Here is a 19,713-nt window from a genome sequence, read left to right as displayed (position 1 = left end):
CCGGTACCGGTACCGGTACCGGTACCGGTCCGATCAGATGACGCCCTGGGCCAGCATCGCGTCCGCGACGCGCTCGAAGCCCGCGATGTTGGCGCCCGTCACGTAGTCGCCGGGGGCGCCGTAGCGCTCCGCGGTCTCGTGGCAGACCGTGTGGATGTCCCGCATGATCCCGGCCAGTTCCTGCTCCACGCGCTCCGCGGTCCAGGAGACGCGGGCGGCGTTCTGGCTCATCTCCAGGGCGCTGACGGCGACGCCGCCCGCGTTGGCGGCCTTGCCCGGGCCGAAGGCGACGCCGGCCTCTTGCAGGATGCGGACCGCTTCCGGGGTGGTGGGCATGTTGGCGCCCTCGGACACGGCCCTGACGCCGCCCGCGATCAGGCTGCGCGCGTCCTGGGCGTCCAGCTCGTTCTGGGTGGCCGAGGGGAACGCGACCTCCGCGGGCACCTCCCAGACCCGGCCGCCGGGCACGTAGCGGGCCGAGCCGCCGCGGCGGGCGGCGTAGTCGCTGACGCGGCCGCGCTCGACTTCCTTGATCTGCTTGAGCAGTTCGACGTCGACGCCCTTCTCGTCGATCACGTAGCCCTGGGAGTCGGAGCAGGTCAGCGGGTGGGCACCGAGCCCCAGCAGCTTCTCGATCGTGTAGATCGCGACGTTGCCGGAGCCGGAGACGACGGCGCTGCGGCCTTCGAGGCCGATGCCCTTCAGCTTCAGCATCTCGGCGGCGAAGAGCACCGCGCCGTAGCCGGTGGCCTCGGGGCGGATCGCGGAACCGCCCCAGCCGCGGCCCTTGCCGGTGAGGACACCGGCCTCCCAGCGGTTGGTGATCCGGCGGTACTGGCCGAAGAGGTAGCCGATCTCGCGGCCGCCGACGCCGATGTCACCGGCGGGCACGTCGGTGTGCTCGCCGATGTGGCGCTGGAGTTCGGTCATGAACGACTGGCAGAAGCGCATCACTTCGGCGTCGGAGCGGCCGCGCGGGTCGAAGTCGCTGCCGCCCTTGCCGCCGCCGATGCCGAGGCCCGTGAGGGCGTTCTTGAAGATCTGCTCGAAGCCGAGGAACTTCACCACGCCGATGTCGACGGACGGGTGGAACCGCAGGCCGCCCTTGTACGGGCCGAGCGCGCTGTTGAACTCGACGCGGTAGCCGCGGTTCACCTGGACGTGGCCGTGGTCGTCCGTCCACGGCACCCGGAAGATGATCTGCCGCTCGGGCTCGCAGAGCCGCTCGACGAGTCCCGGCACCGCGTATTCGGGGCGCGCGGCGAAGACGGGGGCGAGGGTCTCCAGTACCTCTCGCACCGCCTGGTGGAACTCGGGCTGGGCCGGGTTGCGGCGTTCGATGTCCGCGCGCAGCGCGTCCAGCCTGGCCTTCGAGTCCTTGGGGTCCTTCACGGGCTCGTCCTCCTCGGGGGTGTGGTGCGCGCGGGGCGGCGGTACGGCGTTGGTCCGACGTGCCGTCACCTCCCGCGAACCGGAATCGGCTGTTCGGGGTGCGGTCCCAGCCGGAGGGTACCGCGCGCCCTGACGGCGCCGGCGTGCCGTCCGACCTGCGGAACGGGGCCGAAAATACTACGGCGGGCGGCGCGGTTCGAGGGTGCGGGGAAGACCCCGGAGGATCCGCCGGAGCGTGCGTCCGGGTCTTGTTCCTTCGGGCCGTTGCCGGGCGACGCCTGCCTCGCGTCTCGCGCCCCGGCACCGTGCGCCCCAGCCTTCCGCCTCACGCTGTTGTTTCGCTGGAACCGCCCGGACCGGGGGCGAGGCCGCTCCCGTCGAAGCCCGGACCGGGATCCGTGCGCAGGTCCGCCCAGAGCTGCGCGCTGTCGAACCAGTGGTCGGTGGTCAGCATCTCCAGCCCGTGCGGGGACTGGCCGTGCCCGGCCAGCGCGGCCCGGGCCTGCGCGAGGGTCAGGTCCCGGTCCGGCCAGGGCAGTCCGGCGGCCGCGGCCACCGCGCGCAGGAAGGCACCGGCGGTGACGGGGGCGGGATGGGCCGCGTGGTAGACGGAGGCCGTCAGGTCGGGCGCGGGGGCCAGCGCCGCCCCCAGCAGCAGCCGGGCGAGGTCCGCCACGGAGACGGCGGACAGCAGCGCGGGCCAGCCCTCCACCGTGCCGGGCAGGGCGCGCAGGATCCGCAGCGCCCCCGGCACGACCCAGGTGTCGCCCTCGCCGTAGACGAGGTGGGGGCGCAGGACGGTCCCGCCCGCGGCGATGACCGCGTCCTCGGCGGCGGCCCGGTTCAGCGAGGTGGGCGAGCCCGGATTGCGGGGCACCCGCTCGGGGCGCTCGCCCCGGAAGGTGCCGCGGCCGTACACGGAGGCCGTGCTCAGGTACACGACGCGCGGTACCCCGGCCCGGCGGGCCTCGGCCAGCAGGGCGGCGGTGCCGCGGGCGTTGACCGCCTCGTTGGCCTCGGGGGCGCCGCCGATCCGCGAGGCGCAGTGCAGCAGGACGTCCGCTCCGTCGCAGATCCCGCGCAGCGAACCGGGGTCGGCGAGGTCGGCCCGTACGGTACGGGCGCCGGGGACGGCGACCGCCGGCGGGCGGCTGTGCGTCAGCAGTCTCAGGTCGAGGCCCCGGCGCGCCCCCTCGCGGGTCACGTGGCCGCCGATGAAGCCGGAGGCGCCGGTGATCAGGACGGTGAGCACGCGGGGCCCTCCGGAGGGGATGAGGCGGGACCAGAGGTGTCCGGCCGCGTGCGCGAACGGCGGCTCCGGGCCCCTGTTCGGCGGGTGCCGGTCGGCGGACGCCCCAAGATAACGACACCCCCGCCCTCGCGGACGGAAGATCCCCGATGTGATCGGGCCCCCTCCGGATGTGGACGGCCCGATCCCTGGGCGACGGGCGGTTCAGCCCGTACGCCAGGTGCCCGCCGGCCGGAACGCCCCCATCCTGGCGCGCCCCCAGCCGACGGGCTCGGCGCGCACCGCCTCCGCCTCGGCCGGCGCTCCCTGCCGTCCCGCCAGCAGTGCCAGCACCACGGCCACGGCCGCCGTCTCCGCCGCGTCCGGGCGGCCCTTGACCACCCGCCAGAGCGGGCTGCCCCGCTCCGCACTCCCCTGCTCCTGGTTTCCCTGCTCCCCGGCGGTCATACCGGCGGGTTCCCGTGCTTGCGGGCGGGCAGGTCGGCGTACTTGGAGCGGAGCATCGACAGCGACCGGATGAGGACGGCGCGGGTCTCCTGCGGGTTGATGACGTCGTCGACGAGGCCGCGCTCGGCCGCGTAGTACGGGTGCATCAGCTCGGTCGTGTACTCCTTGATCTTCTGCGCGCGCATCCCCGCCGGATCGTCGGCGGCCGCGATCTCGCGCCGGAAGATGACGTTGGCGGCGCCCTCGGCGCCCATCACCGCGATCTCGTTGGTGGGCCAGGCGAGCGCCAGGTCGGCGCCGATGGAGCGCGAGTCCATGACGATGTACGCGCCGCCGTAGGCCTTGCGCAGCACGAGCGAGATCCGGGGGACGGTGGCGTTGCAGTAGGCGTACAGGAGCTTGGCGCCGTGCCGGATGATGCCGTTGTGCTCCTGGTCGACGCCGGGCAGGAAGCCGGGCACGTCGACGAGGGTGACCAGCGGGATCGAGAACGCGTCGCAGAACTGCACGAAGCGCGCGGCCTTCTCGGAGGCGTGGATGTCCAGGACGCCGGCGAGGGCGGCGGGCTGATTGGCGACGAAGCCGACGACGTGGCCGTCGAGCCGGGCGAGCGCGCAGACGATGTTCTGCGCCCAGGCGGGCTGGATCTCGAAGTATTCGCCGTGGTCGACGGTCTCCTCGATGACCTTGCGGATGTCGTACGCCTGCTGCGGGTTGGCCGGAACGATGTGCTCCAGCGCGTCGTTGGTCCGGTCGGCCGGGTCGTCGCAGGCCTCGCGGGGGGCGCTCTCGCGGTTGTTGGAGGGCAGCAGCGAGAGCAGGTGGCGCACGTCCTCCAGGCAGCCCTCCTCGTCGTCGTAGGCGAAGGCGGCCACGCCGGAGACGGAGGCGTGCACGTCGGCGCCGCCGAGGCCGTTCTGGGTGATCTCCTCGCCGGTGACCGCGCGCACCACGTCCGGGCCGGTGATGAACATCTGCGAGGTCTCGCGGACCATGAAGACGAAGTCGGTCAGGGCGGGGCTGTAGGCGGCGCCGCCCGCGCAGGGGCCGAGCATCACGGAGATCTGCGGGATCACGCCGGAGGCGCGGGTGTTGCGCTGGAAGATGCCGCCGTATCCGGCGAGCGCGCTGACGCCCTCCTGGATACGGGCCCCCGCGCCGTCGTTGAGCGAGACCAGCGGGGCTCCGGCCGCCTCGGCGAGGTCCATCACCTTGTGGATCTTCTCGGCGTGGGCCTCGCCCAGGGCGCCGCCGAAGACGCGGAAGTCGTGCGCGTAGACGAAGACGGTGCGTCCGTCGACCGTGCCCCAGCCGGTGATCACGCCGTCGCCGTAGGGCTTCTTGTCCTCCAGCCCGAACCCGGTCGCGCGGTGCCGCCGCAGGGCCTCGACCTCCTGGAAGGAACCCGGGTCGAGCAGCAGGTCGATGCGCTCGCGCGCGGTCAGCTTGCCCTTGGCGTGCTGGCGCTCGGTGGCCCGCTCGTCGGGCCCGGCGAAGGCCTGGGCTTTGATCTCGGCCAGTTCGGCGGCTCGGTCCAGAACCGGTATGGGCGGGGCTTCGGGAGCCATGGTCATGTGGATCCTCCAGGTCTGAAGGCCGGATCCAGCCACCGTCGCCCCGCCCCCTCAAGAGGTCTTGGAGACTTGCTGGAACCCGCCCCCGCCCCGGGCGTCCGGCGGGGCCTCGCGGGGGCTCGTCGGGGTGCGGTCCGCGCACCCGTCGACCGGCCCGGACGCGGACGTGCCCGTGCCCCGGCCCGAAGGGCCGGGACACGGGATGGATCAACGGGATGGATCAGTGGTTCTCGATCCACCACACGATCAGGCCCACGCAACCGACGCCCGCTCCGTAGGCCGCACCGCGGACGACGTGGAACGCGAGGGTCTTGCGCCGGCGCTTGAACCAGCGGCCCACGCGCCGGGCGCGGGACGTTCGGATCGGGGCCGACTCTGTGCTTTCGGCGGGGATGAGCTCTGGCTTATCCTGCATTGCGTGCTCCGTGATGGTGACGGGGCTTGGAAGGGAGCCCTTCCGACGGTGGCCTCGGAACCGCGTCGGAGTTACAGGGGCTCCCTTCGTACGAGTGCAGGGGGTCGCACGATCCGGCCGCGCTGCCGCTGCTCTTCGTGTCTCCCATGGTGCAGTGAGGCGGAGATGCTGCGGAGTGCCAAATCCCTCAATTACGCCGGGCGTTACTGTAGGAACACCACAACTGGCGTTACGTCGGGGTTACGCGCCCTGTAACTTCGCACCACAATCGGCCGACGCCGCGCCAGTCGGTCTCGCGCCCGGGCCCGGCCGGCCGGTGCGGGTTTCCGACGCCGTCTCCCGTGCGCGGAAGGGGATCCCCTGAATGGATCCAAGGCATCGAGTCGGGCGCCATCGGGATGCCCCGGCTCCCGATGCCCATCCGCCTCGCCGCCCTCTACGAGTGCGATGTCGCCGACCTCACCGGTGACGACCGGATCGCCGCCGCCACGTACACGAAGTCCGCGCATGCCGCACTGCCCGCCGTGCAGCGGGCGCTGACCACGTACCGGCACCTTGCTCCGGGCGGTGGAGGAGCCCGCACAGAGCCCTGCGGGGACCTGCCGGGGTTGATTCGTTACCGCATCACTACCGCACGGTACTTCCGATATTGATGTTTTTGTGATACTATGTCAGAATCTGCCGGTACCGTCTGGTCGCATGCAGAACAATGGACAGCCCAGCCCCACAGCCCTCATGGCGGCCGCGGCGCGTGCCGCGCATCTCCTCGTCGACGACGGCCCGCCGGTCTTCGTCGATCCCCTGGCACTCACCCTCCTGGGGCAGCGCGCCGATGAACTCCTCGGCTACCACCGGTCCTACGGCGCCCACCCCATCCTGGCCGGTGCGCGCACGACGGCCGTGGCGCGCGGCCGCTACACGGAGGACCTGCTGGCCCGGCTGGCCGAGGAGGGCGTCGACCAGTACGTGATCCTCGGCGCGGGGCTGGACTCGTTCGCCTACCGGTCGGAACTCGCCTTCCGCGTCGATGCGTACGAGGTCGACCTGCCCGCGACCCAGGAGTGGAAGCGGGAGCTGCTGGCCAGGGCGGGGATCAGGGTCCCCTCGTCCACGGCCTTCATCCCGTTCGACTTCGAGCGGGAGCCCGCGCAGGCGCTGACCCACCACCTGGTGGCGGCGGGCTTCGACCTCGGCCGGCCCGCCCTGGTCAGCTGGCTCGGGGTGACGATGTACCTCACCCCGGAGGCGATCGGGCAGACGCTGGACGTCGTCAGCGGCTTCGCCCCCGGCACCGAGCTCGTCGTCGAGCACCTGCTGCCGACCGGCCAGCGCGATGAGGCGGGGCAGGCGTACGCGGAGGCGGTCATGGCGGCGGCGGCCGGACGGGGCGAGCCGTGGCGGACGTTCCTGAGCGTCGAGCAGATGGACGCCCTCCTGCGCGAGCACCGGCTGGATCCGGTCGCGTCCGTCCAGCAGCGCGAGGTCATGGACCCGGCGGGGTGGGAACGCACCGACGCACTCCGTCCGTTCACCCTGTCCGTCCTCACCCGCGCGAACGTTCCCCCGCGCCCGGGGCAGCTGCCAGCGCCGCCGCCGTGTGCCAGGCGTCGGTGACCGCCGCGCGGGCCTGGGCGGTGCGCTCCGTGACGTCGCCGGTCAACTGCACGGGGGCGCCCACGTGCACGTGCAGCGACGGGCGGCGCAGGGGCGCGGTGGCCACTCCCGCCAGCTGCTTGGCGGTGCTGCCGGACGAGAGCCGGCGCGAGCCCGCCTGACCGACCGGCACGACGAGGGCGCCGGTGCGTTCGGTCAGCCGGGCCAGTCCGCTGCGGAACGGGCCGGGGGCCGATTCCGCCGCGTCCCGGCGCGCGGGCAGGCACCCCTCCGCGTACATCAGCAGCACCCGCCCCTGCGCGAGCGCTTCGGCGGCCGCGTCGAGGGCGGCCGGGGCGCGGGCCGTGCCGCGCGCGACCGGTATGTGTCCCTCCCCGGTGAGGGCGCGCCCGAGCCACGGCACGCGCCACAGGCCCGCGGTCGCCATGACGACCGGTCGGACCCCGAGGCGGTGCAGCGCGGCGAGCACCACGGCCGGGTCGGTGAGCGACGTGTGGTTGGCCACCAGGACCGTGCCGGGGCCTCCGGTGGGCGCGAGCGTCCCGGTCACGGACAGCCTGCCGAACACGGGGATCAGCGCTGCGGCGGTACGGCTGAGCAAGGGAGCCTCCGGGACGGGGTACGGGGTACGGGGTACGGGGTGCGGGGCGCGGGCGCGGGGCGCGGGCGCGTGATCACCATCGTCCGGTCGGCGCCACCGCCCCGTCCTGAGTGATCGTGCTCATCTCGCTGGGGTCCCGTACCTGGTTTTCCCGGCAATCGATTGACAGGAAACTGTCGAATTGACAGAATTCTGTCATAAGGACAACAGTCCGGCAGGGACCTGGAGGACGCCATGACCCGCACCGTGCACCTCGCCGTTTACGACACCCTCGCCGACTGGGAGACCGGGTACGCCACCGCCTGGCTGGCCCGCACCGGCCACGAGGTGCGGACGGTCGGCCTCTCCACGGACCCCGTCCGCAGCACCGGCGGCCTCCGCATCACCCCCGACCTCGCGCTCGACGACCTCCGCCCCGCCGACAGCGCCCTGCTCCTGCTGCCCGGAGCCGACCTCTGGGACGCGGGCGACGAACTGGCCGCCTTCGCCAAGGCCGCCCGGGCCTTCCTGGAGGCGGGCGTCCCCGTCGCCGCCATCTGCGGAGCCACGGCGGGCCTCGCCCGCGAGGGGCTGCTCGACGACCGCGCCCACACCAGCGCCGCGCCCGAGTACCTCGCCGCGACCGGCTACCGGGGCGCCGCCCACTACGCCGACACCGACGCCGTCACCGCGGGCGACCTCGTCACCGCGGGACCGACCGAGCCGGTGGCCTTCGCCCGCGAGGTCCTCGGCAGGCTCGGCGCGTTCGAGGGCGCCCAGCTCGACGCCTGGTACCGGCTCTTCCACGACTCCGACCCGGCCGCGTACGCGGAGCTCAACGCGTGAGCCGGGCCGCGCAGGACGCCCTGTCGGGCACCGCGCTGTCGGTCTTCCGGCTGAACGGCCAGTTCCTCGCCGTCTCCGAGGAACTGGCCGCGCCCGTCGGCCTCACCGCCTCCTGGTGGCAGGTGCTGGGCGCCGTGCTGCCCGAACCGCTGCCGGTCGCCGGGATCGCCCGGGCCATGGGCATCACCCGCCAGAGCGTCCAGCGCATCGCCGACCTCCTGGTCCGCCAGGGCCTCGCCGCGTACGCGCCCAACCCGGCGCACCGGCGCGCCAAACTCCTCTGCCCCACGGCCGAGGGGCGCGCGGCGATCGCCCGGATCCAACCGGGCCACGCGGCCCTGGCGGCGCGGCTGCTGCACGAACTGGGCGGCCAGGACGCCTTCGACGAGACGGTACGGGTGCTACGACGCCTCAGCGTGGCACTGGACGCGATCGCCGCGGACCCGGCGCCGTAACGGGCCGGCCGGCCAGGCCACCCCGTTAGGCTTCCCGCGGCACCACCCGGCACCGGCACCAGGAGCGCGCACCGTGTTCGACCCCGCAGCCCAGCACCCGTACCCCGACGCCCACCGGCCGGACGAGGCGCCCGCACCGCATCCGCTGCTGGGGCCGGTGCTCGGGCTGCTCGGGACCTGGCACGGCCGGGGGCGCGGCGAATACCCCACCCTCGCCCAGGAGTTCACGTACGCGCAGGAGGTCTCCTTCAGCCACGACGGCCGGCCGTTCCTGCACTACGAGACCCGGGCCTGGCTGCTCGACGCCGACGACGCGCCGCTGCGGCCCTCCGCCCGCGAGAGCGGCTGGTGGCGGCTCCAGCCCGACGGACGGGTGGAGGCGCTGATCACCCAGCCCACCGGCATCGCGGAGATCCTGGTCGGCCGGGCGGACGGCACGGCGGTCGACCTGGCCACCCACGAGGTGGCCCTCGCGCCCACGGCCAAGGAGGTGAGCGCCACCCGTCGGCGCTACACCCTGACCGACGACGGCGCGCTCGCCTTCGTCCACGACCTCGCGGCGGTCGGACAGCCGCTCCAGCACCACCTCTCGGCGCGGCTGCGGCGCCGGGAGGCGTAAGCGTAAGCCGCTGCAGCTCAGCCCGCGACGAGCGTCAGGTGGCCGCGGCGGGCCGGGGCGCGGCCCGGGGCGGCCGGGCCGGTGGAGACGGGGCCGAGCGTACGCACCGGGGCGGTCCGCTCGGCCGCGCGCCGTTCCGCGCGCAGTTCCGCGATCGTCTCGCGCAGGGCCTCGTCGAAGCGGGCGATGTCCTCGGGGGTGTTGTCGTAGTGGACGCTGGCCCGCAGGGCCGTGGTGACCTCCGGACGCGGCCGGTGGAGCGGAGTCTCCTGCGCCACCGTCTTGCGCACGACGACCCCGCGCCGCGCCAGGGCGCGCCGGACGAGCCCGGCGGGCAGGTCGGCGTGGCGGAAGGCGAGGATGCCGGACCGCTCCCGGGCCGGGGTGAGGACTTCGATGCCGGGTGTGCGCTCCAGGACCGCGCGCAGCTCCGCCGTCAGGTCCCGGCGCGGGAGCCGCGCGGCCGCCGCGTGGTGGGCGAGGGCCGCGTTCAGCGCGGCGACGGCCGCCGGGTGGGGCAGCGGGTGCGCGCCGCCGGCGAGCGAAGCCCTCAGCGCGGGGGCGACGTACGCGAAGCCGATGGAGTCGGGGCCGCGCAGGAACCGCCAGCCGTCGGCGGTGAGCAGGTCGCAGCCGAGGGCCGCGGCGTCGACGGGCAGCCGTCCGACGGAGTGCGAGGCGTCGACGGCGTACCGGGCCCGGTGGCCGGCCAGCAGCCGGCCGACGGCCTCGACCGGGGTGACCGTGCCGAGGGTCGGGGCGACGTGGGTGACGGAGACCAGGGCCACGTCCTCGTCGAGGTGGGCGCTCATCCACTCCAGGTCGAGGCCGCCGTCCGCGCGCAGCGGGACGACCTCCAGCGTGCAGCGCGTACGGTCGCGCAGGTCGTGGAGGGCGCCGAGGCGGGCCACGCCCTCGTACGGGGTGGTCCAGACGCGGTCGCCGGGGGTGAGGTCGAGTCCCGAGACGCACGCCTCGAAGGCGGCGGCCGCGCCGGTGAACAGGACGGTGTCGGCGGCCGGGACGCCGAGGAGGTCGCCGAGGCGGGCGTAGACCTCGGTGTGCAGGACGGCGCCGAGGCGCTCCTCCAGGTCGTAGGGGCCGTAGAGGTCGTCGCGGGTGGTGGCGTCGGCGAGTACGGCGCGCACGGCGGCCGGCATCCGGCCGGTGCCCGCCGTGTCGAGGTGAGCCGTGTTCATTTCAGGGGCCTCCCCCCACAGTTGGGGTGTACCAGGACTTGCCAACTTGCTTGGCAATATGTTGCCCACCTCTGAAGCCGGCTGGCAATGCTTGGCAACGCCCGCTCAGGCGGGACTCTAGGCGGCAGACCCGGCAACCCCTCCCTGGCAATACTTGGCAACATTCGCCGCTGCCTTGCCCGTTCTTAAATCTCCGCAGTTCAAACGGCTGCCCACGGGCAGTGTCCGGGGCCTCCGAGGGCACATGCGGGCCCTTCTCCTCGGTTCTCCACTCCTTCTCCAGCGGATTCCGAGCGGATTTCCAGGGAGTGTTGCCAATCTTCTTGGCAGAGAGGTTGCCAAGCCGGATCAAACAATTGCCACGGAGGACACCATGAAGAACATCGCCCGCCTCATCGCCAGTGCCGCCCTCGTCAGCGCCGCGGTCCTCACCGTCGGTGGAGTCGCCCACGCCGACGGCGGTACCGACATCGGCTGGCCGGTGGCCCCGCCCACCGGCGTCACGGCCGTCACCGACGGCGCCGCCACGGACATCGGCTGGCCGGTCGCCCCGCCCACCACCCCGGCGCCGACCCCGGCCCCCACCACCAACATCGGCTGGCCGTAACCTCCACGGCGGCTCTAGCCGGATGCGGCACGGTGCTGCGAGGAGCACCCGCACCGCCGCCCCGGAAGGAAGTCCCCGATGGCCAAGTCACCGATGGTCCACGCACCGTGGAACGCGAAGTTCGAGAACGTCCTGCGCCAGGGCCTGCCCGGGCTCGGCACGGACGGGAAGCCCGCGGCCGACGTCCCGATGGACGCGTACGGGCTGGACTCCATGGCCCTCATCGGCATCGTCAGCGGCCTGGAAAAGGCGTTCGGCACCACCCTCGCCGGACAGGTCGTCATTCCCGTGCACTCCCTCACGGCCGGCCAGCTGTGGGGCATACTCTCCACCGCGCTGCAGCCCTCCTGGGACCAGGAGCGCCCGCTCGCGGCAGGCCACCGCACCCGGGACCTCGGCCCCTGGGCCGTCGCCTGACCCACCCGTCCCACCCGCCACACCCGACCCATACCGCGAAGCCCCCGCCGGTCAGCCGACCGCGACGGGGGCTTCGGTCGTGCCCGGGACCCGGCGCGCGGGGCCTCCCGTAGGACCACTGCCGCTCAGTCCGTCCGCAGCACCGAGTAGATCAGCTGGTCGTGCCAGGCCCCCGCGCGCCACTGCGCCCGGCGGATGCGGCCCTCCAGCTCGAACCCGGCCTTCTCGGCGGCTCGTTGCTCGGCGATGTTGTCCGCGTCGGTGCACAGCTGGACCCGTTCCGCGCGGGTGTGCGCGAAGAGGTACTCCACGAGCTCTCGCTGCGCCCGGGTGCCGATGCCCCGGCCGCGGTGCGCGGCGAACAGGCCGATCGCGATCTCCCAGCAGGACGAGGTGTCCGCCCGCCCCCAGGAGCGGCGCAGCCATTCGACGCGCCCGACGAGTGCGCCGCCCGACGTGACGGACAGCATGTTCTCGTCCCCGCCCAGCAGGCCCCGTTCGGCGAGCGCCTGCCGGGTGCGCAGGGCCGGCGTGTGCCCGTACCACTGGTAGGGCCCGGGGCCCTCGGGGCCGGCGAACTCCGCCTCGAACCGGTCCAGGTCCGCGGCCGTCACCGGCCGCAGTGCCACCTCGTGGGCGTCCGACGCCCCGGCCCCCGCCCTCGTATCCGTCATCGGGGGATCGTACAAGATCACCGGCGCGCCGCTCCCGACCTGCGGTTCCACCAGTCTTCATGCGTTCTTGGACAGAGGCTCAGGATCCGCTTGCCAACATCAAGGCAAGGTTTTGCCAAGCCCCAGCCCGGTCGCCGCCAGCCCGGTCGCCGCTGTCGAAGGAGCTACCGCCTTGATGTCACTCTCCGGCCTCATCGAACAGCACGTGCTCGCGCGGCCCGAGGCGACCGCCGTCACCCACCCCGCCGGTGGGGGCGACGAAGTCTCGCTTTCCTACCGGGAGTTGAGCCGCGCGGCCAACCGCCTCGCCGCCCACCTCGGCGCGCACGGCGTACGTCCCGGTGACCGCGTGGTGACCGCCCTGCGGCCGGGGCCCGACCTGGTGACCGCCTTCCTCGCCGTCATCCGGGCGGGCGCGGCGTACGTCCCCGTCGACCCGGCGCACCCCGGCGAGCGGCGGCGGCTGATCGTCCGCGACAGCGCGGCCCGCGCCGTGGTCACCGAGGGCGCCTTCGCCGCCGACTACGCGGCCCTGGGCGCCGCCGTGGTCGCGGTGGACACCGACGCCACCCTGATCTCGGAGCGCCCGTCCGCGCTCGGCGCGCTGACCGCTCCCGTGCCGGGCCCCGAGGACACGGCGTACGTCTGCTACACCTCCGGAACCGGCGGCGCCCCCAAGGGGGTCGTCGTCCCGCACCGCGCGGTCCTCGACCTCGTCGGCTCCGGGGACTTCCTGCGCCTGGGGCCCGACGACGTGGTCGCCCAGGCCGCCAGCCCCGCCTTCGACGCGGTCACCTTCGAGATCTGGTCCACCCTGGCCGCCGGGGCGCGCCTCGCCGGGCTGCCCCGGGACACCGTCACCGACCCGGCCCGCTTCGAGCGGGCGGTCCGCGACCAGGGCGTGACGGTCGCCTTCCTGACCACCCCGCTCTTCCACCGGATCGCCCGCGAACGCCCGGCCGCCTTCGCCCCGCTGCGCGCGCTCCTCTTCGGCGGCGAGCCCTGCGACCCGCGCCTGGTGCGCGAGGTGTTCCGGGCCGGGCCGCCGAACCGGCTGCTGCACATGTACGGGCCGACCGAGGCCACCGCCTTCGCCACCTGGCACGAGGTCACCGAACCGGCCGAGGACGCCCGGACGATCCCGATCGGGCGGCCCGTCGGCGCCACCGTCGCCGTGGTCGTCGGGCGCGACGGCCTGCGGGTGGGCCCGGGCGGCTCCGGCGAACTGCTGCTGGGCGGGCCGGGACTGGCCACCGGCTACCTCGGCGCGAGCGAACCCGGCCCGCGGGGGCGGCTCACCGCGGAGCGGTTCGTCGAGGACCGCTTCACCCCCGGCGGCGGCACGCTCTACCGGACGGGCGACCGCGTACGGCTGCGCGAGGACGGCGAGCTGGAGTTCCTCGGCCGGGTCGACAAGCAGGTCACCCTGCGCGGCTTCCGGATCGAGCTGGGCGAGATCGAGGCGGTACTCGGCGCGCATCCGGCCGTCGCCGAGTCCGTCGTGTCGGTCCACCGCACCACCGGGGACGGCGACGGCGACGGCGACGGCGACGGCGGCGAGCGCCGGCTGGTCGCGCACGTCGTACCCGCCCCGCTCACGCCGCCCGCCGCGGACCCGGCCGGTCAGGTCACCGCCTGGCGGGAGATCTTCCAGACCCTCTACCAGGACGCCCGCGCCGGCGGCCTCGGCGAGGACTTCACCGGCTGGGACAGCGGTTACGACGCCCTGCCGCTGCCGCTGTCCCAGATGCGCGCCTGGCGCGCGGCCACCCTCGACCGGATCCGCGAGCTCGGCCAGCGCCGGATCCTGGAGATCGGGGTCGGCACCGGCCTGCTGATGGCCCCCCTCGCCCGGTCCGCGCGGTGCGAGGAGTACTGGGCCACCGACTTCTCCCCCGCCGTCATCGACACCCTGTACGCCCAGACCCGGGCGGACGGGCGACTGCGCGGCAAGGTACGGCTCGGCTGCCGGGAGGCCGAGGACACCGCCGGGCTGCCCACCGGCCACTTCGACACCGTCGTCCTCAACTCGGTGGCGCAGTACTTCCCCGACCTGGACCGGCTGCGCACCGTCATCGCCCGCGTCCTGCCCCTGCTCGCCCCCGGCGGCTCGATCCTGCTGGGCGACCTGCGCCACCTGGGTCTGGCCCGCCCCTTGCGGACCGGGATCGAGCTGGCCCACCGGGAGGGGCGCTGCGGCGACGGCGCCTCCGTGCTGCGCGCCGTCGAGCGGCGGGTGGCGCTGGAGACGGAACTGCTGCTGGATCCGGGCCTGTTCACGGCGCTGGCCGCGGAGTTCCCGCAGATCCGGGCGGTCGACGTACGGGCCAAGCGCGGCGCCGACCACAACGAGCTCACCCGCTACCGCTACGACGTCGTCCTCACCACCGCCGAGCCCGTCGCGGACCTCGCGACGGTCCCCGCGCTGCCCTGGGGGCGCGAGGTGAACGGCGCCGCACCGCTGGCCGCCCACCTCGCGGAGCACCGCCCGGCGGCGCTGCGGCTGACCGGCATCCCGAACGCGCGGCTGCACGGCGAACTCGCGGCCCTGCGCACCCTGGAGGCGGCGGGCAGCGTGGCCGAAGCCCTGGAGCGGCTCGCCGAGACGGGCGGTGCGCCCGATCCGGAGGAGCTGTGCGCGGCGGCGGAGGGCGCGGGCTACCGGGCCCTGCCGACCTGGTCGGCCGGGCCCGACGGAGCCCTGGACCTGCTCCTCCTGGACCCGGCGCGGATCCCGTACGGCCCGCTCAGCTCGGTGTGCGCCGCCCCGGCGCCCACCGGCACGGGGGCCAACACCCCCACCGCCTTCGGCCACGGGGTCGACGTCGAGGTGGTGCTGCGCGCCCACCTCCAGGAGCGGCTGCCGGACTACATGGTCCCCTCCGCCCTGGTGGTCCTGGACGCGCTGCCGCTGACCCCCAGCGGCAAGCTCGACCGGGCGGCCCTGCCCGTCCCGGCCTTCGGCGGGGAGCGGCCGGGCACCCCGCCGGGCACGCCCGTGCAGGAGATCGTCCGCGACCTGTTCGCCGAGGTCCTCGGCCTGCCGCGGCGGGCGGTCAGCGCGGACTGCGACTTCTTCGCCCTGGGCGGCCACTCGCTGGCCTCGGCCCGGCTGCTGGCCCGGGCCCGGCACGCGCTCGGTGTCGACGCGGGCCCGCGCGCCCTGTACGACGCCCCGACCCCGGCGCTGTTCGCCGCCCTCGTCGGGGACAGCCCGGCCGGCGCCACCGGCCCGGGCGGCAGCGCCACCGCGAGCGCGGTGCTGCCGCTGCGGCTGCGGGGGGCGCTGAGCGTGCGCGCCCTGGAGGAGGCGCTGCGGGACCTGGGCGGGCGGCACGAGGCGCTGCGCAACAGCCGGCTGGGCTCGGCGGGCACCCGGCTGCGCGCCCTGGCCGCCGACGACCACGTGCTGGAGCTGACCCTGCCGGGCGAGTCGGTCGACCTGTGGTCGCACACGCCGCTGGCCGCCGAACTCGCCCTGGCCTACGGGGCCCGCGCCACCGGGGACGCCCCGCGCTGGCCGACCCCCGCGCCGCAGGGCGCGCCCCGGGCGATGTACGGGGACCTGGCGCCGACCCCGGCGCCGGGCAGCGGTCCCGAGCGGCCCGATTCCACGCTGGGCTCCCTGGCGGGCGATGTGGGTCCCGCGCTGCACGAGCGGCTGTCCCTGCTGGCCGCCGAGCACGGGGCCACGCTGTTCATGGTGGTCCATGCGGCGCTGGCGGCGCTGCTGACCCGACTGGGCGCGCCGTCCCCGGTCACGGTGGCCGCTCCGGTGCCCGCCCGGGACAGTGCGGCGCTGCGGGGCGCGGTGGGTCCGTACGGGCGGGTGCTGGCCCTGTCGGTGGACACCTCGGGCGACCCGGCGTTCGCCGAACTCCTGGCGCGGGTGCGGACGGCGGACCTCGCGGCCTACCGGCGGGGGGACGCGGCCCTGGCGCTGCCGGGCGGGATCGCGCTCGCGCTGCTCCAGGAGACGGGCGGCGAGTTCGAGGGGGCCGGGCTCACCGTCTGCGCCGAGAACCCCGAACTACCGCAGATGGCAGCGGCGTTGGGGCTGACCCTGACCGAGCGGCAGGGCCCGGCCGGGGCGCCCGCCGGGCTGGCGCTGAGCGCCGCCTTCCAGCACGACGCGATCGGGGAGAGCGCCGCCGGCTACCTCGCGGGGCAGCTGCTCTCGCTCCTCGAAGCGGCGGTGGACGCGCCGCACACCGCACTGAGCCGGCTGCGGCTGCTGCCGGGCGAGGTGTCGGCGGAGACGGTCGGACCCTGGCTCGGGGAGCACCTGGAGCTGCCGGTGCGCAGCGCGGCTTCGCTGTTCGCGGCGCAGGTGGCCCGCGCGCCCGGCGCCCCGGCCCTGTCGGGCGGCGCGACGGCGGGCCCCGCTGGGCTGACGGACCTGAGCGGTCTCGCGCCGCTGGCCGGTCCGGCCGGGATCGCGGGGCTGGCGGGCCTCGCGGGCCTGACCGGCATCGGCGGCGCCGGGGGCGCGGGGATGCCGGGCGCCCCGGGGATGCCCGGAGCGGCCCCCGTGGCCGGCATGGACTACGCCGAACTCGACGCCCGGTCCGACCTGCTGGCCCACGCCCTGATCGCCCATCAGGCGGGACCGGGCACCACGGTGGTCACCGCGATCGCCTCGCCGACCGGTTTCGCGGTGGCCGCGCTCGCCATCGCCAAGACGGGGGCCGCCTGCATGCCGGTGGATCCGCTGCGCGGGCTGCCCGCCGCCGTGTGGCCCGTCGTCCTGCTGCTGGACGAAGCCGCCGACCGGCTGCTGCCGCCGGTGCCGGGGGCGGCCCGGCTGGTGCGGGACCCGGCCGCCGACCTGCTGCCCGCCGACGGGAAGTGGCCGGTGCGCTCGGCCGACCGGACGGGCCCGCTCGACGCCGCGGCCCCCGTGGTGCTGGCGGGCACCGCGCACGCCACGGTGGCGATCGGCGCCGGGCCGCTGGCCGCCGCGAGCCTGGGGCGCGGCGAGCGGGCCGACGCCGCCTGGCTGGTGACCGGTTATCCGGACGCGGACGCGGCGGTCGGTCTGCTGGCCGCCTTCGTCTCCGGGGCCCGCGTGAACGTCCCCGACGCGGCCCTCGCCCATCTGGGCACCCCCGCCGAAGTACTGGAATGGCTGCGCGAGCACGGCGCCCCGGCGGTCCTGGGCCGCGCTGACGACGCGCTCGTCGCCCTGGCCCGGGCCGAGGGGACGGCCCTGACCTACAGCGCCGGGTGGGCCGAGGGCCGCCTGGTGATCGAGCAGGGCCCGGACGGGCGGACCCGGCCCGCGCCGGGCTACCGGGCGTACGTCCTGGACGCGCGGCTGCGGCCGGTGGCCACCGGGAGCACCGGTTCGCTGTACGTGGCGGGGGTCGGCGTGGCCCAGGGCTACCCGGGCCTGCCGGGCGCGGGCGGGGCGAGCTTCCTGCCCGACCCGCTGGCCGGCGGGCCGCAGGGGGCCACCGCCCGGATGTGGCGCACCGGCCACGCGGCCCGGGTGGACGCCGACGGGAGCCTGCAGGTCCTGGACCACCCGTGGGCGGACGACCCGTTCGCCGACGAGTTCGCGACCTTCGTCGTCGTCGCGGACGGCGCCGGGCACCGCGCGCTGTGGCCCGCGGGGGCGCCCGTACCGCAGGGATGGCACCAGACGCACGCCGAGGACGTGTACGAGCTGTGCTTGGAGCACCTCGGCGACGCCCCCGCCGAGGACCGGGGCGAGAGCGCCGGCGACCTGGGCGACGTGAAGGGCAGCAACGGCTCCTCCGGCCCCACCGACCACTTCTAGAACGCTTCCCGCCCCCTCGACCCACCCACCAATCCCCAGGGAGACCGAGATGAACGCGATCCTGCTGGCCGAGAGCCCCCGCACCGCCTTCGCCGAGAGCGTCCTCGGGCGCGGCGAGGTGCGGGTCGTCCTGCTGCGCACGGCCGGGATGCCGCTGAGCCGGGCGTACCTGCGGCGCACCGCGCGGGTGCCCACCTTCACCCTCGACCCCGCGGCGGCGCCGATGGACGAGGCGGCCCGCTACCTGCGCTGGGTGAAGGGGACCAAGGGGCTGCCGCGCCCGTGGTTCGTCTCGGGCGGCGACGCGGAGGCGGGGGAGGTGGCCCGGCGGTTCGGGGCGCTGGTGGACCTGCCCGAGCTGACCCCCGAGCAGCTCGTACCGGCGCCCGGTCCGGTCCCGGCCTTGGCGCGGGAGCCGTGGTGGAGGGATGGTCGAGCCTTGCTGGAAGGGGACTTGAGCGATCCGGGCAATTCCGCGAGGAGCCTTGCGCCGAGTGCTTGAATGATCCCGTCGGGGACGGATGTGATCATCAGGGGAGCGGGGCAGGGGCATGCGGAAGACGTTTCATGCGGCACACGTCTACATGATCGTCGGAGTGATCTCCGGCCTGTACTACCGGGAGATCACCAAGGCCAACGACTTCACCGGGGACACCCAGCTCGCGGTGGTGCACACGCACCTGCTCGCGCTCGGCATGCTGGGCCTGCTGATCGTCCTCGGCCTCGACAAGGTGTTCTCGCTGTCGGGGACGAAGCACTACGACTACTTCTTCTGGTTCTACAACGCGGGCATCGCCATCACCTGCGCGAGCATGACCTACCGCGGCACCCAGACCGTGCTCGGGCACCACGTGCCCGAACTCTTCTCGCTGGTGGGCGGCCTGGGGCACATCATCTTGACGGTCGGCCTGATCCTGCTCTTCACGCTGCTGGGCAAGCGCGTGAAGGAGCACGTGGACGGACAGGCCGCGCAGGCGGCCCGGGCCGCGGTGCCGGGGCAGGCCGCGGGCGGCGCGGAGTCCGAGAAGGTGTCCGGCTGAGCACCTGAACCAGCAGGGCTTGCGGCCCGGCGGTCAGCCGACCCGGGCCGCCGGGCCGGTCAGGATGCCCGTCAGGGCGGCGAGCCGCTCCCGCGTCAGGTCCGGGCGCAGCCGCCCGCCCCGGGTGAGGGTGGCCAGGCCGTGCCAGGTGCTCCACAGCACCTCGGTCAGCAGCTCCGGATCGCGGCCCGCCGCCACCGGTTCGACGGCCAGCCGGATCTCCGCGAGCGCGTCGAGCAGCGGCTGCGGAGCGGCCCGTCCGGCATCCGCCGCGCCGTCAGCCGCCTCCGGGGCGCCCGCGGTACCGGGGTCGAGGGTGAGCATCGCCTGGTAGAGGACCGGCCCCTTGGCGGCAAAGTCCAGGTACGCGCGCGCGACCGCGTCCAGCGCCTCCAGCGGATCCGCCTCCGCGTGCCGTACGCGCGCGGCGTGCAGGGCGCCCGCGAGTTCGCCGAAGCCCTCCAGGGCCACCGCGTGCACGATCGCGTCCTTGTTCTTGAAGTGCTGGTAGAGCACCGGCTGGCTGTACTCGATGCGCTCCGCGAGACGCCGGGTGGTGACGAAGTCCCAGCCTTCGGCCTCGGCCATCTCGCGGGCCGAGGTGAGGATCAACTGGCGGCGCTGGCCCTGCTCACGAAGCCGTCGCTCTCGGGGAGTCATGGCGCTCACGGTACCACTTTCGGTGCAATTGAAGCGGTCAGTGATAGCGTTCCTGCCTTTGACAGCAGGTGCGGGCCCCGGCCCGGAACAGCCCCCTGACCTCATCGTCTAGTCGCCTTCGAGGCATGGTCGGCAGCATCGGG

General features: G+C 74.7%; 19 protein-coding genes. 10 read left to right on the top strand and 9 right to left on the bottom strand.

Annotation, left to right across the window (positions count from 1 at the left end; all coding sequences use genetic code 11):
- Positions 1 to 33: 33 nt before the first annotated feature.
- From gdhA to ABZY31_RS11035, 5 genes are all read right to left on the bottom strand, one after another.
- A complete protein-coding gene (gene gdhA / locus ABZY31_RS11055) occupies positions 34 to 1,392 on the bottom strand; it encodes an NADP-specific glutamate dehydrogenase (protein WP_356407681.1) in 1,359 nt (452 codons plus the stop codon).
- 325 nt (positions 1,393 to 1,717) lie between these two features.
- Positions 1,718 to 2,644: an NAD-dependent epimerase/dehydratase family protein gene (locus tag ABZY31_RS11050; protein ID WP_356407535.1), complete on the bottom strand. Its 927-nt coding sequence runs from the start codon at positions 2,642 to 2,644 to the stop codon at positions 1,718 to 1,720.
- Positions 2,645 to 2,845: 201 nt separating this feature from the next.
- On the bottom strand, positions 2,846 to 3,088 hold the full coding sequence (locus tag ABZY31_RS11045; RefSeq protein WP_356407533.1) for an acyl-CoA carboxylase epsilon subunit: 243 nt from the start codon (positions 3,086 to 3,088) through the stop codon (positions 2,846 to 2,848).
- Positions 3,085 to 4,662: an acyl-CoA carboxylase subunit beta gene (locus tag ABZY31_RS11040; RefSeq protein WP_356407530.1), complete on the bottom strand. Its 1,578-nt coding sequence runs from the start codon at positions 4,660 to 4,662 to the stop codon at positions 3,085 to 3,087. The genes ABZY31_RS11045 and ABZY31_RS11040 overlap by 4 nt, the downstream gene beginning before the upstream one ends.
- 220 nt (positions 4,663 to 4,882) lie before the next feature.
- Complete coding sequence (locus tag ABZY31_RS11035) at positions 4,883 to 5,077, bottom strand: hypothetical protein (protein WP_356407528.1); 195 nt, start codon at positions 5,075 to 5,077, stop codon at positions 4,883 to 4,885.
- A gap of 413 nt (positions 5,078 to 5,490) precedes the next feature.
- Between ABZY31_RS11035 and ABZY31_RS11030 the strand changes: the two genes are divergently transcribed.
- The gene (locus ABZY31_RS11030) at positions 5,491 to 5,730 is read left to right on the top strand and encodes a hypothetical protein (RefSeq protein ID WP_356407525.1); all 240 of its coding nucleotides are present in this window, start codon (positions 5,491 to 5,493) and stop codon (positions 5,728 to 5,730) included.
- A gap of 46 nt (positions 5,731 to 5,776) precedes the next feature.
- Complete coding sequence (locus ABZY31_RS11025; RefSeq protein WP_356407523.1) at positions 5,777 to 6,691, top strand: class I SAM-dependent methyltransferase; 915 nt, start codon at positions 5,777 to 5,779, stop codon at positions 6,689 to 6,691.
- Here ABZY31_RS11025 and ABZY31_RS11020 read toward each other — a convergent pair.
- The gene (locus ABZY31_RS11020) at positions 6,621 to 7,292 is read right to left on the bottom strand and encodes a lysophospholipid acyltransferase family protein (protein ID WP_356407522.1); all 672 of its coding nucleotides are present in this window, start codon (positions 7,290 to 7,292) and stop codon (positions 6,621 to 6,623) included. The two genes, ABZY31_RS11025 and ABZY31_RS11020, sit on opposite strands and share 71 nt — an antisense overlap.
- A gap of 234 nt (positions 7,293 to 7,526) precedes the next feature.
- Here ABZY31_RS11020 and ABZY31_RS11015 point away from each other — a divergent pair, with 234 nt between their 5' ends.
- From ABZY31_RS11015 to ABZY31_RS11005, 3 genes are all read left to right on the top strand, one after another.
- A complete protein-coding gene (locus ABZY31_RS11015; RefSeq protein WP_356407520.1) occupies positions 7,527 to 8,117 on the top strand; it encodes a DJ-1/PfpI family protein in 591 nt (196 codons plus the stop codon).
- A complete protein-coding gene (locus tag ABZY31_RS11010; protein ID WP_356407517.1) occupies positions 8,114 to 8,572 on the top strand; it encodes a MarR family transcriptional regulator in 459 nt (152 codons plus the stop codon). Before ABZY31_RS11015 ends, ABZY31_RS11010 begins: the two co-directional genes overlap by 4 nt.
- Positions 8,573 to 8,645: 73 nt before the next feature.
- Positions 8,646 to 9,191 (top strand): FABP family protein, encoded by a 546-nt coding sequence (locus tag ABZY31_RS11005; protein WP_356407514.1) that lies wholly within the window; start codon positions 8,646 to 8,648, stop codon positions 9,189 to 9,191.
- A gap of 17 nt (positions 9,192 to 9,208) precedes the next feature.
- On the opposite strand, the gene ABZY31_RS11000 is transcribed toward ABZY31_RS11005, so the two are convergent.
- Positions 9,209 to 10,390, bottom strand: a complete 1,182-nt coding sequence (locus ABZY31_RS11000) for an aminotransferase class V-fold PLP-dependent enzyme (protein WP_356407511.1) — start codon at positions 10,388 to 10,390, stop codon at positions 9,209 to 9,211.
- Positions 10,391 to 10,763: 373 nt separating this feature from the next.
- On the opposite strand from ABZY31_RS11000, the gene ABZY31_RS10995 reads away from it, so the two are divergent.
- Both ABZY31_RS10995 and ABZY31_RS10990 read left to right on the top strand, forming a co-directional pair.
- Positions 10,764 to 10,997: a hypothetical protein gene (locus tag ABZY31_RS10995; RefSeq protein WP_356407508.1), complete on the top strand. Its 234-nt coding sequence runs from the start codon at positions 10,764 to 10,766 to the stop codon at positions 10,995 to 10,997.
- Between the two features lie 78 nt (positions 10,998 to 11,075).
- On the top strand, positions 11,076 to 11,414 hold the full coding sequence (locus tag ABZY31_RS10990) for an acyl carrier protein (protein WP_356407505.1): 339 nt from the start codon (positions 11,076 to 11,078) through the stop codon (positions 11,412 to 11,414).
- 125 nt (positions 11,415 to 11,539) lie between these two features.
- On the opposite strand, the gene ABZY31_RS10985 is transcribed toward ABZY31_RS10990, so the two are convergent.
- Positions 11,540 to 12,088: a GNAT family protein gene (locus ABZY31_RS10985; protein ID WP_356407502.1), complete on the bottom strand. Its 549-nt coding sequence runs from the start codon at positions 12,086 to 12,088 to the stop codon at positions 11,540 to 11,542.
- 175 nt (positions 12,089 to 12,263) lie between these two features.
- Between ABZY31_RS10985 and ABZY31_RS10980 the strand changes: the two genes are divergently transcribed.
- From ABZY31_RS10980 to ABZY31_RS10970, 3 genes are read left to right on the top strand one after another with little or no spacing between them, the layout of a single operon-like run.
- Positions 12,264 to 17,870, top strand: coding sequence for an amino acid adenylation domain-containing protein (locus ABZY31_RS10980; protein ID WP_356407500.1), 5,607 nt, complete (start codon positions 12,264 to 12,266; stop codon positions 17,868 to 17,870).
- Positions 17,871 to 17,919: 49 nt separating this feature from the next.
- Positions 17,920 to 18,372, top strand: a complete 453-nt coding sequence (locus tag ABZY31_RS10975; protein WP_356407498.1) for a hypothetical protein — start codon at positions 17,920 to 17,922, stop codon at positions 18,370 to 18,372.
- A 49-nt stretch (positions 18,373 to 18,421) separates the two neighbouring features.
- Positions 18,422 to 18,910 (top strand): DUF2871 domain-containing protein, encoded by a 489-nt coding sequence (locus ABZY31_RS10970; protein ID WP_356407495.1) that lies wholly within the window; start codon positions 18,422 to 18,424, stop codon positions 18,908 to 18,910.
- Positions 18,911 to 18,943: 33 nt separating this feature from the next.
- Here the strand turns inward: ABZY31_RS10970 and ABZY31_RS10965 are convergent, their stop codons facing one another.
- A complete protein-coding gene (locus ABZY31_RS10965) occupies positions 18,944 to 19,570 on the bottom strand; it encodes a TetR/AcrR family transcriptional regulator (RefSeq protein WP_356407492.1) in 627 nt (208 codons plus the stop codon).
- Positions 19,571 to 19,713 lie beyond the last annotated feature (143 nt).

This window comes from Streptomyces sp. NPDC006529 (assembly GCF_040611795.1).
GTDB lineage: Bacteria > Actinomycetota > Actinomycetes > Streptomycetales > Streptomycetaceae > Streptomyces.
Note: the sequence above shows the minus strand (reverse complement) of the source record. Positions and strands in the feature narration are given on the sequence as shown.

What these genes read in the sequence shown, in the direction of transcription:
- ABZY31_RS11045 (WP_356407533.1), bottom strand. Translation starts at nt 3,088, where the DNA reads ATGACCGCCGGGGAGCAGGGAAACCAGGAGCAGGGGAGTGCGGAGCGG.
- ABZY31_RS11040 (WP_356407530.1), bottom strand. Translation starts at nt 4,662, where the DNA reads ATGACCATGGCTCCCGAAGCCCCGCCCATACCGGTTCTGGACCGAGCC.
- ABZY31_RS11035 (WP_356407528.1), bottom strand. Translation starts at nt 5,077, where the DNA reads ATGCAGGATAAGCCAGAGCTCATCCCCGCCGAAAGCACAGAGTCGGCC.
- ABZY31_RS11030 (WP_356407525.1), top strand. Translation starts at nt 5,491, where the DNA reads ATGCCCATCCGCCTCGCCGCCCTCTACGAGTGCGATGTCGCCGACCTC.
- ABZY31_RS11025 (WP_356407523.1), top strand. Translation starts at nt 5,777, where the DNA reads ATGCAGAACAATGGACAGCCCAGCCCCACAGCCCTCATGGCGGCCGCG.
- ABZY31_RS11015 (WP_356407520.1), top strand. Translation starts at nt 7,527, where the DNA reads ATGACCCGCACCGTGCACCTCGCCGTTTACGACACCCTCGCCGACTGG.
- ABZY31_RS11000 (WP_356407511.1), bottom strand. Translation starts at nt 10,390, where the DNA reads ATGAACACGGCTCACCTCGACACGGCGGGCACCGGCCGGATGCCGGCC.
- ABZY31_RS10995 (WP_356407508.1), top strand. Translation starts at nt 10,764, where the DNA reads ATGAAGAACATCGCCCGCCTCATCGCCAGTGCCGCCCTCGTCAGCGCC.
- ABZY31_RS10990 (WP_356407505.1), top strand. Translation starts at nt 11,076, where the DNA reads ATGGCCAAGTCACCGATGGTCCACGCACCGTGGAACGCGAAGTTCGAG.
- ABZY31_RS10985 (WP_356407502.1), bottom strand. Translation starts at nt 12,088, where the DNA reads ATGACGGATACGAGGGCGGGGGCCGGGGCGTCGGACGCCCACGAGGTG.
- ABZY31_RS10980 (WP_356407500.1), top strand. Translation starts at nt 12,264, where the DNA reads ATGTCACTCTCCGGCCTCATCGAACAGCACGTGCTCGCGCGGCCCGAG.
- ABZY31_RS10975 (WP_356407498.1), top strand. Translation starts at nt 17,920, where the DNA reads ATGAACGCGATCCTGCTGGCCGAGAGCCCCCGCACCGCCTTCGCCGAG.
- ABZY31_RS10970 (WP_356407495.1), top strand. Translation starts at nt 18,422, where the DNA reads ATGCGGAAGACGTTTCATGCGGCACACGTCTACATGATCGTCGGAGTG.
- ABZY31_RS10965 (WP_356407492.1), bottom strand. Translation starts at nt 19,570, where the DNA reads ATGACTCCCCGAGAGCGACGGCTTCGTGAGCAGGGCCAGCGCCGCCAG.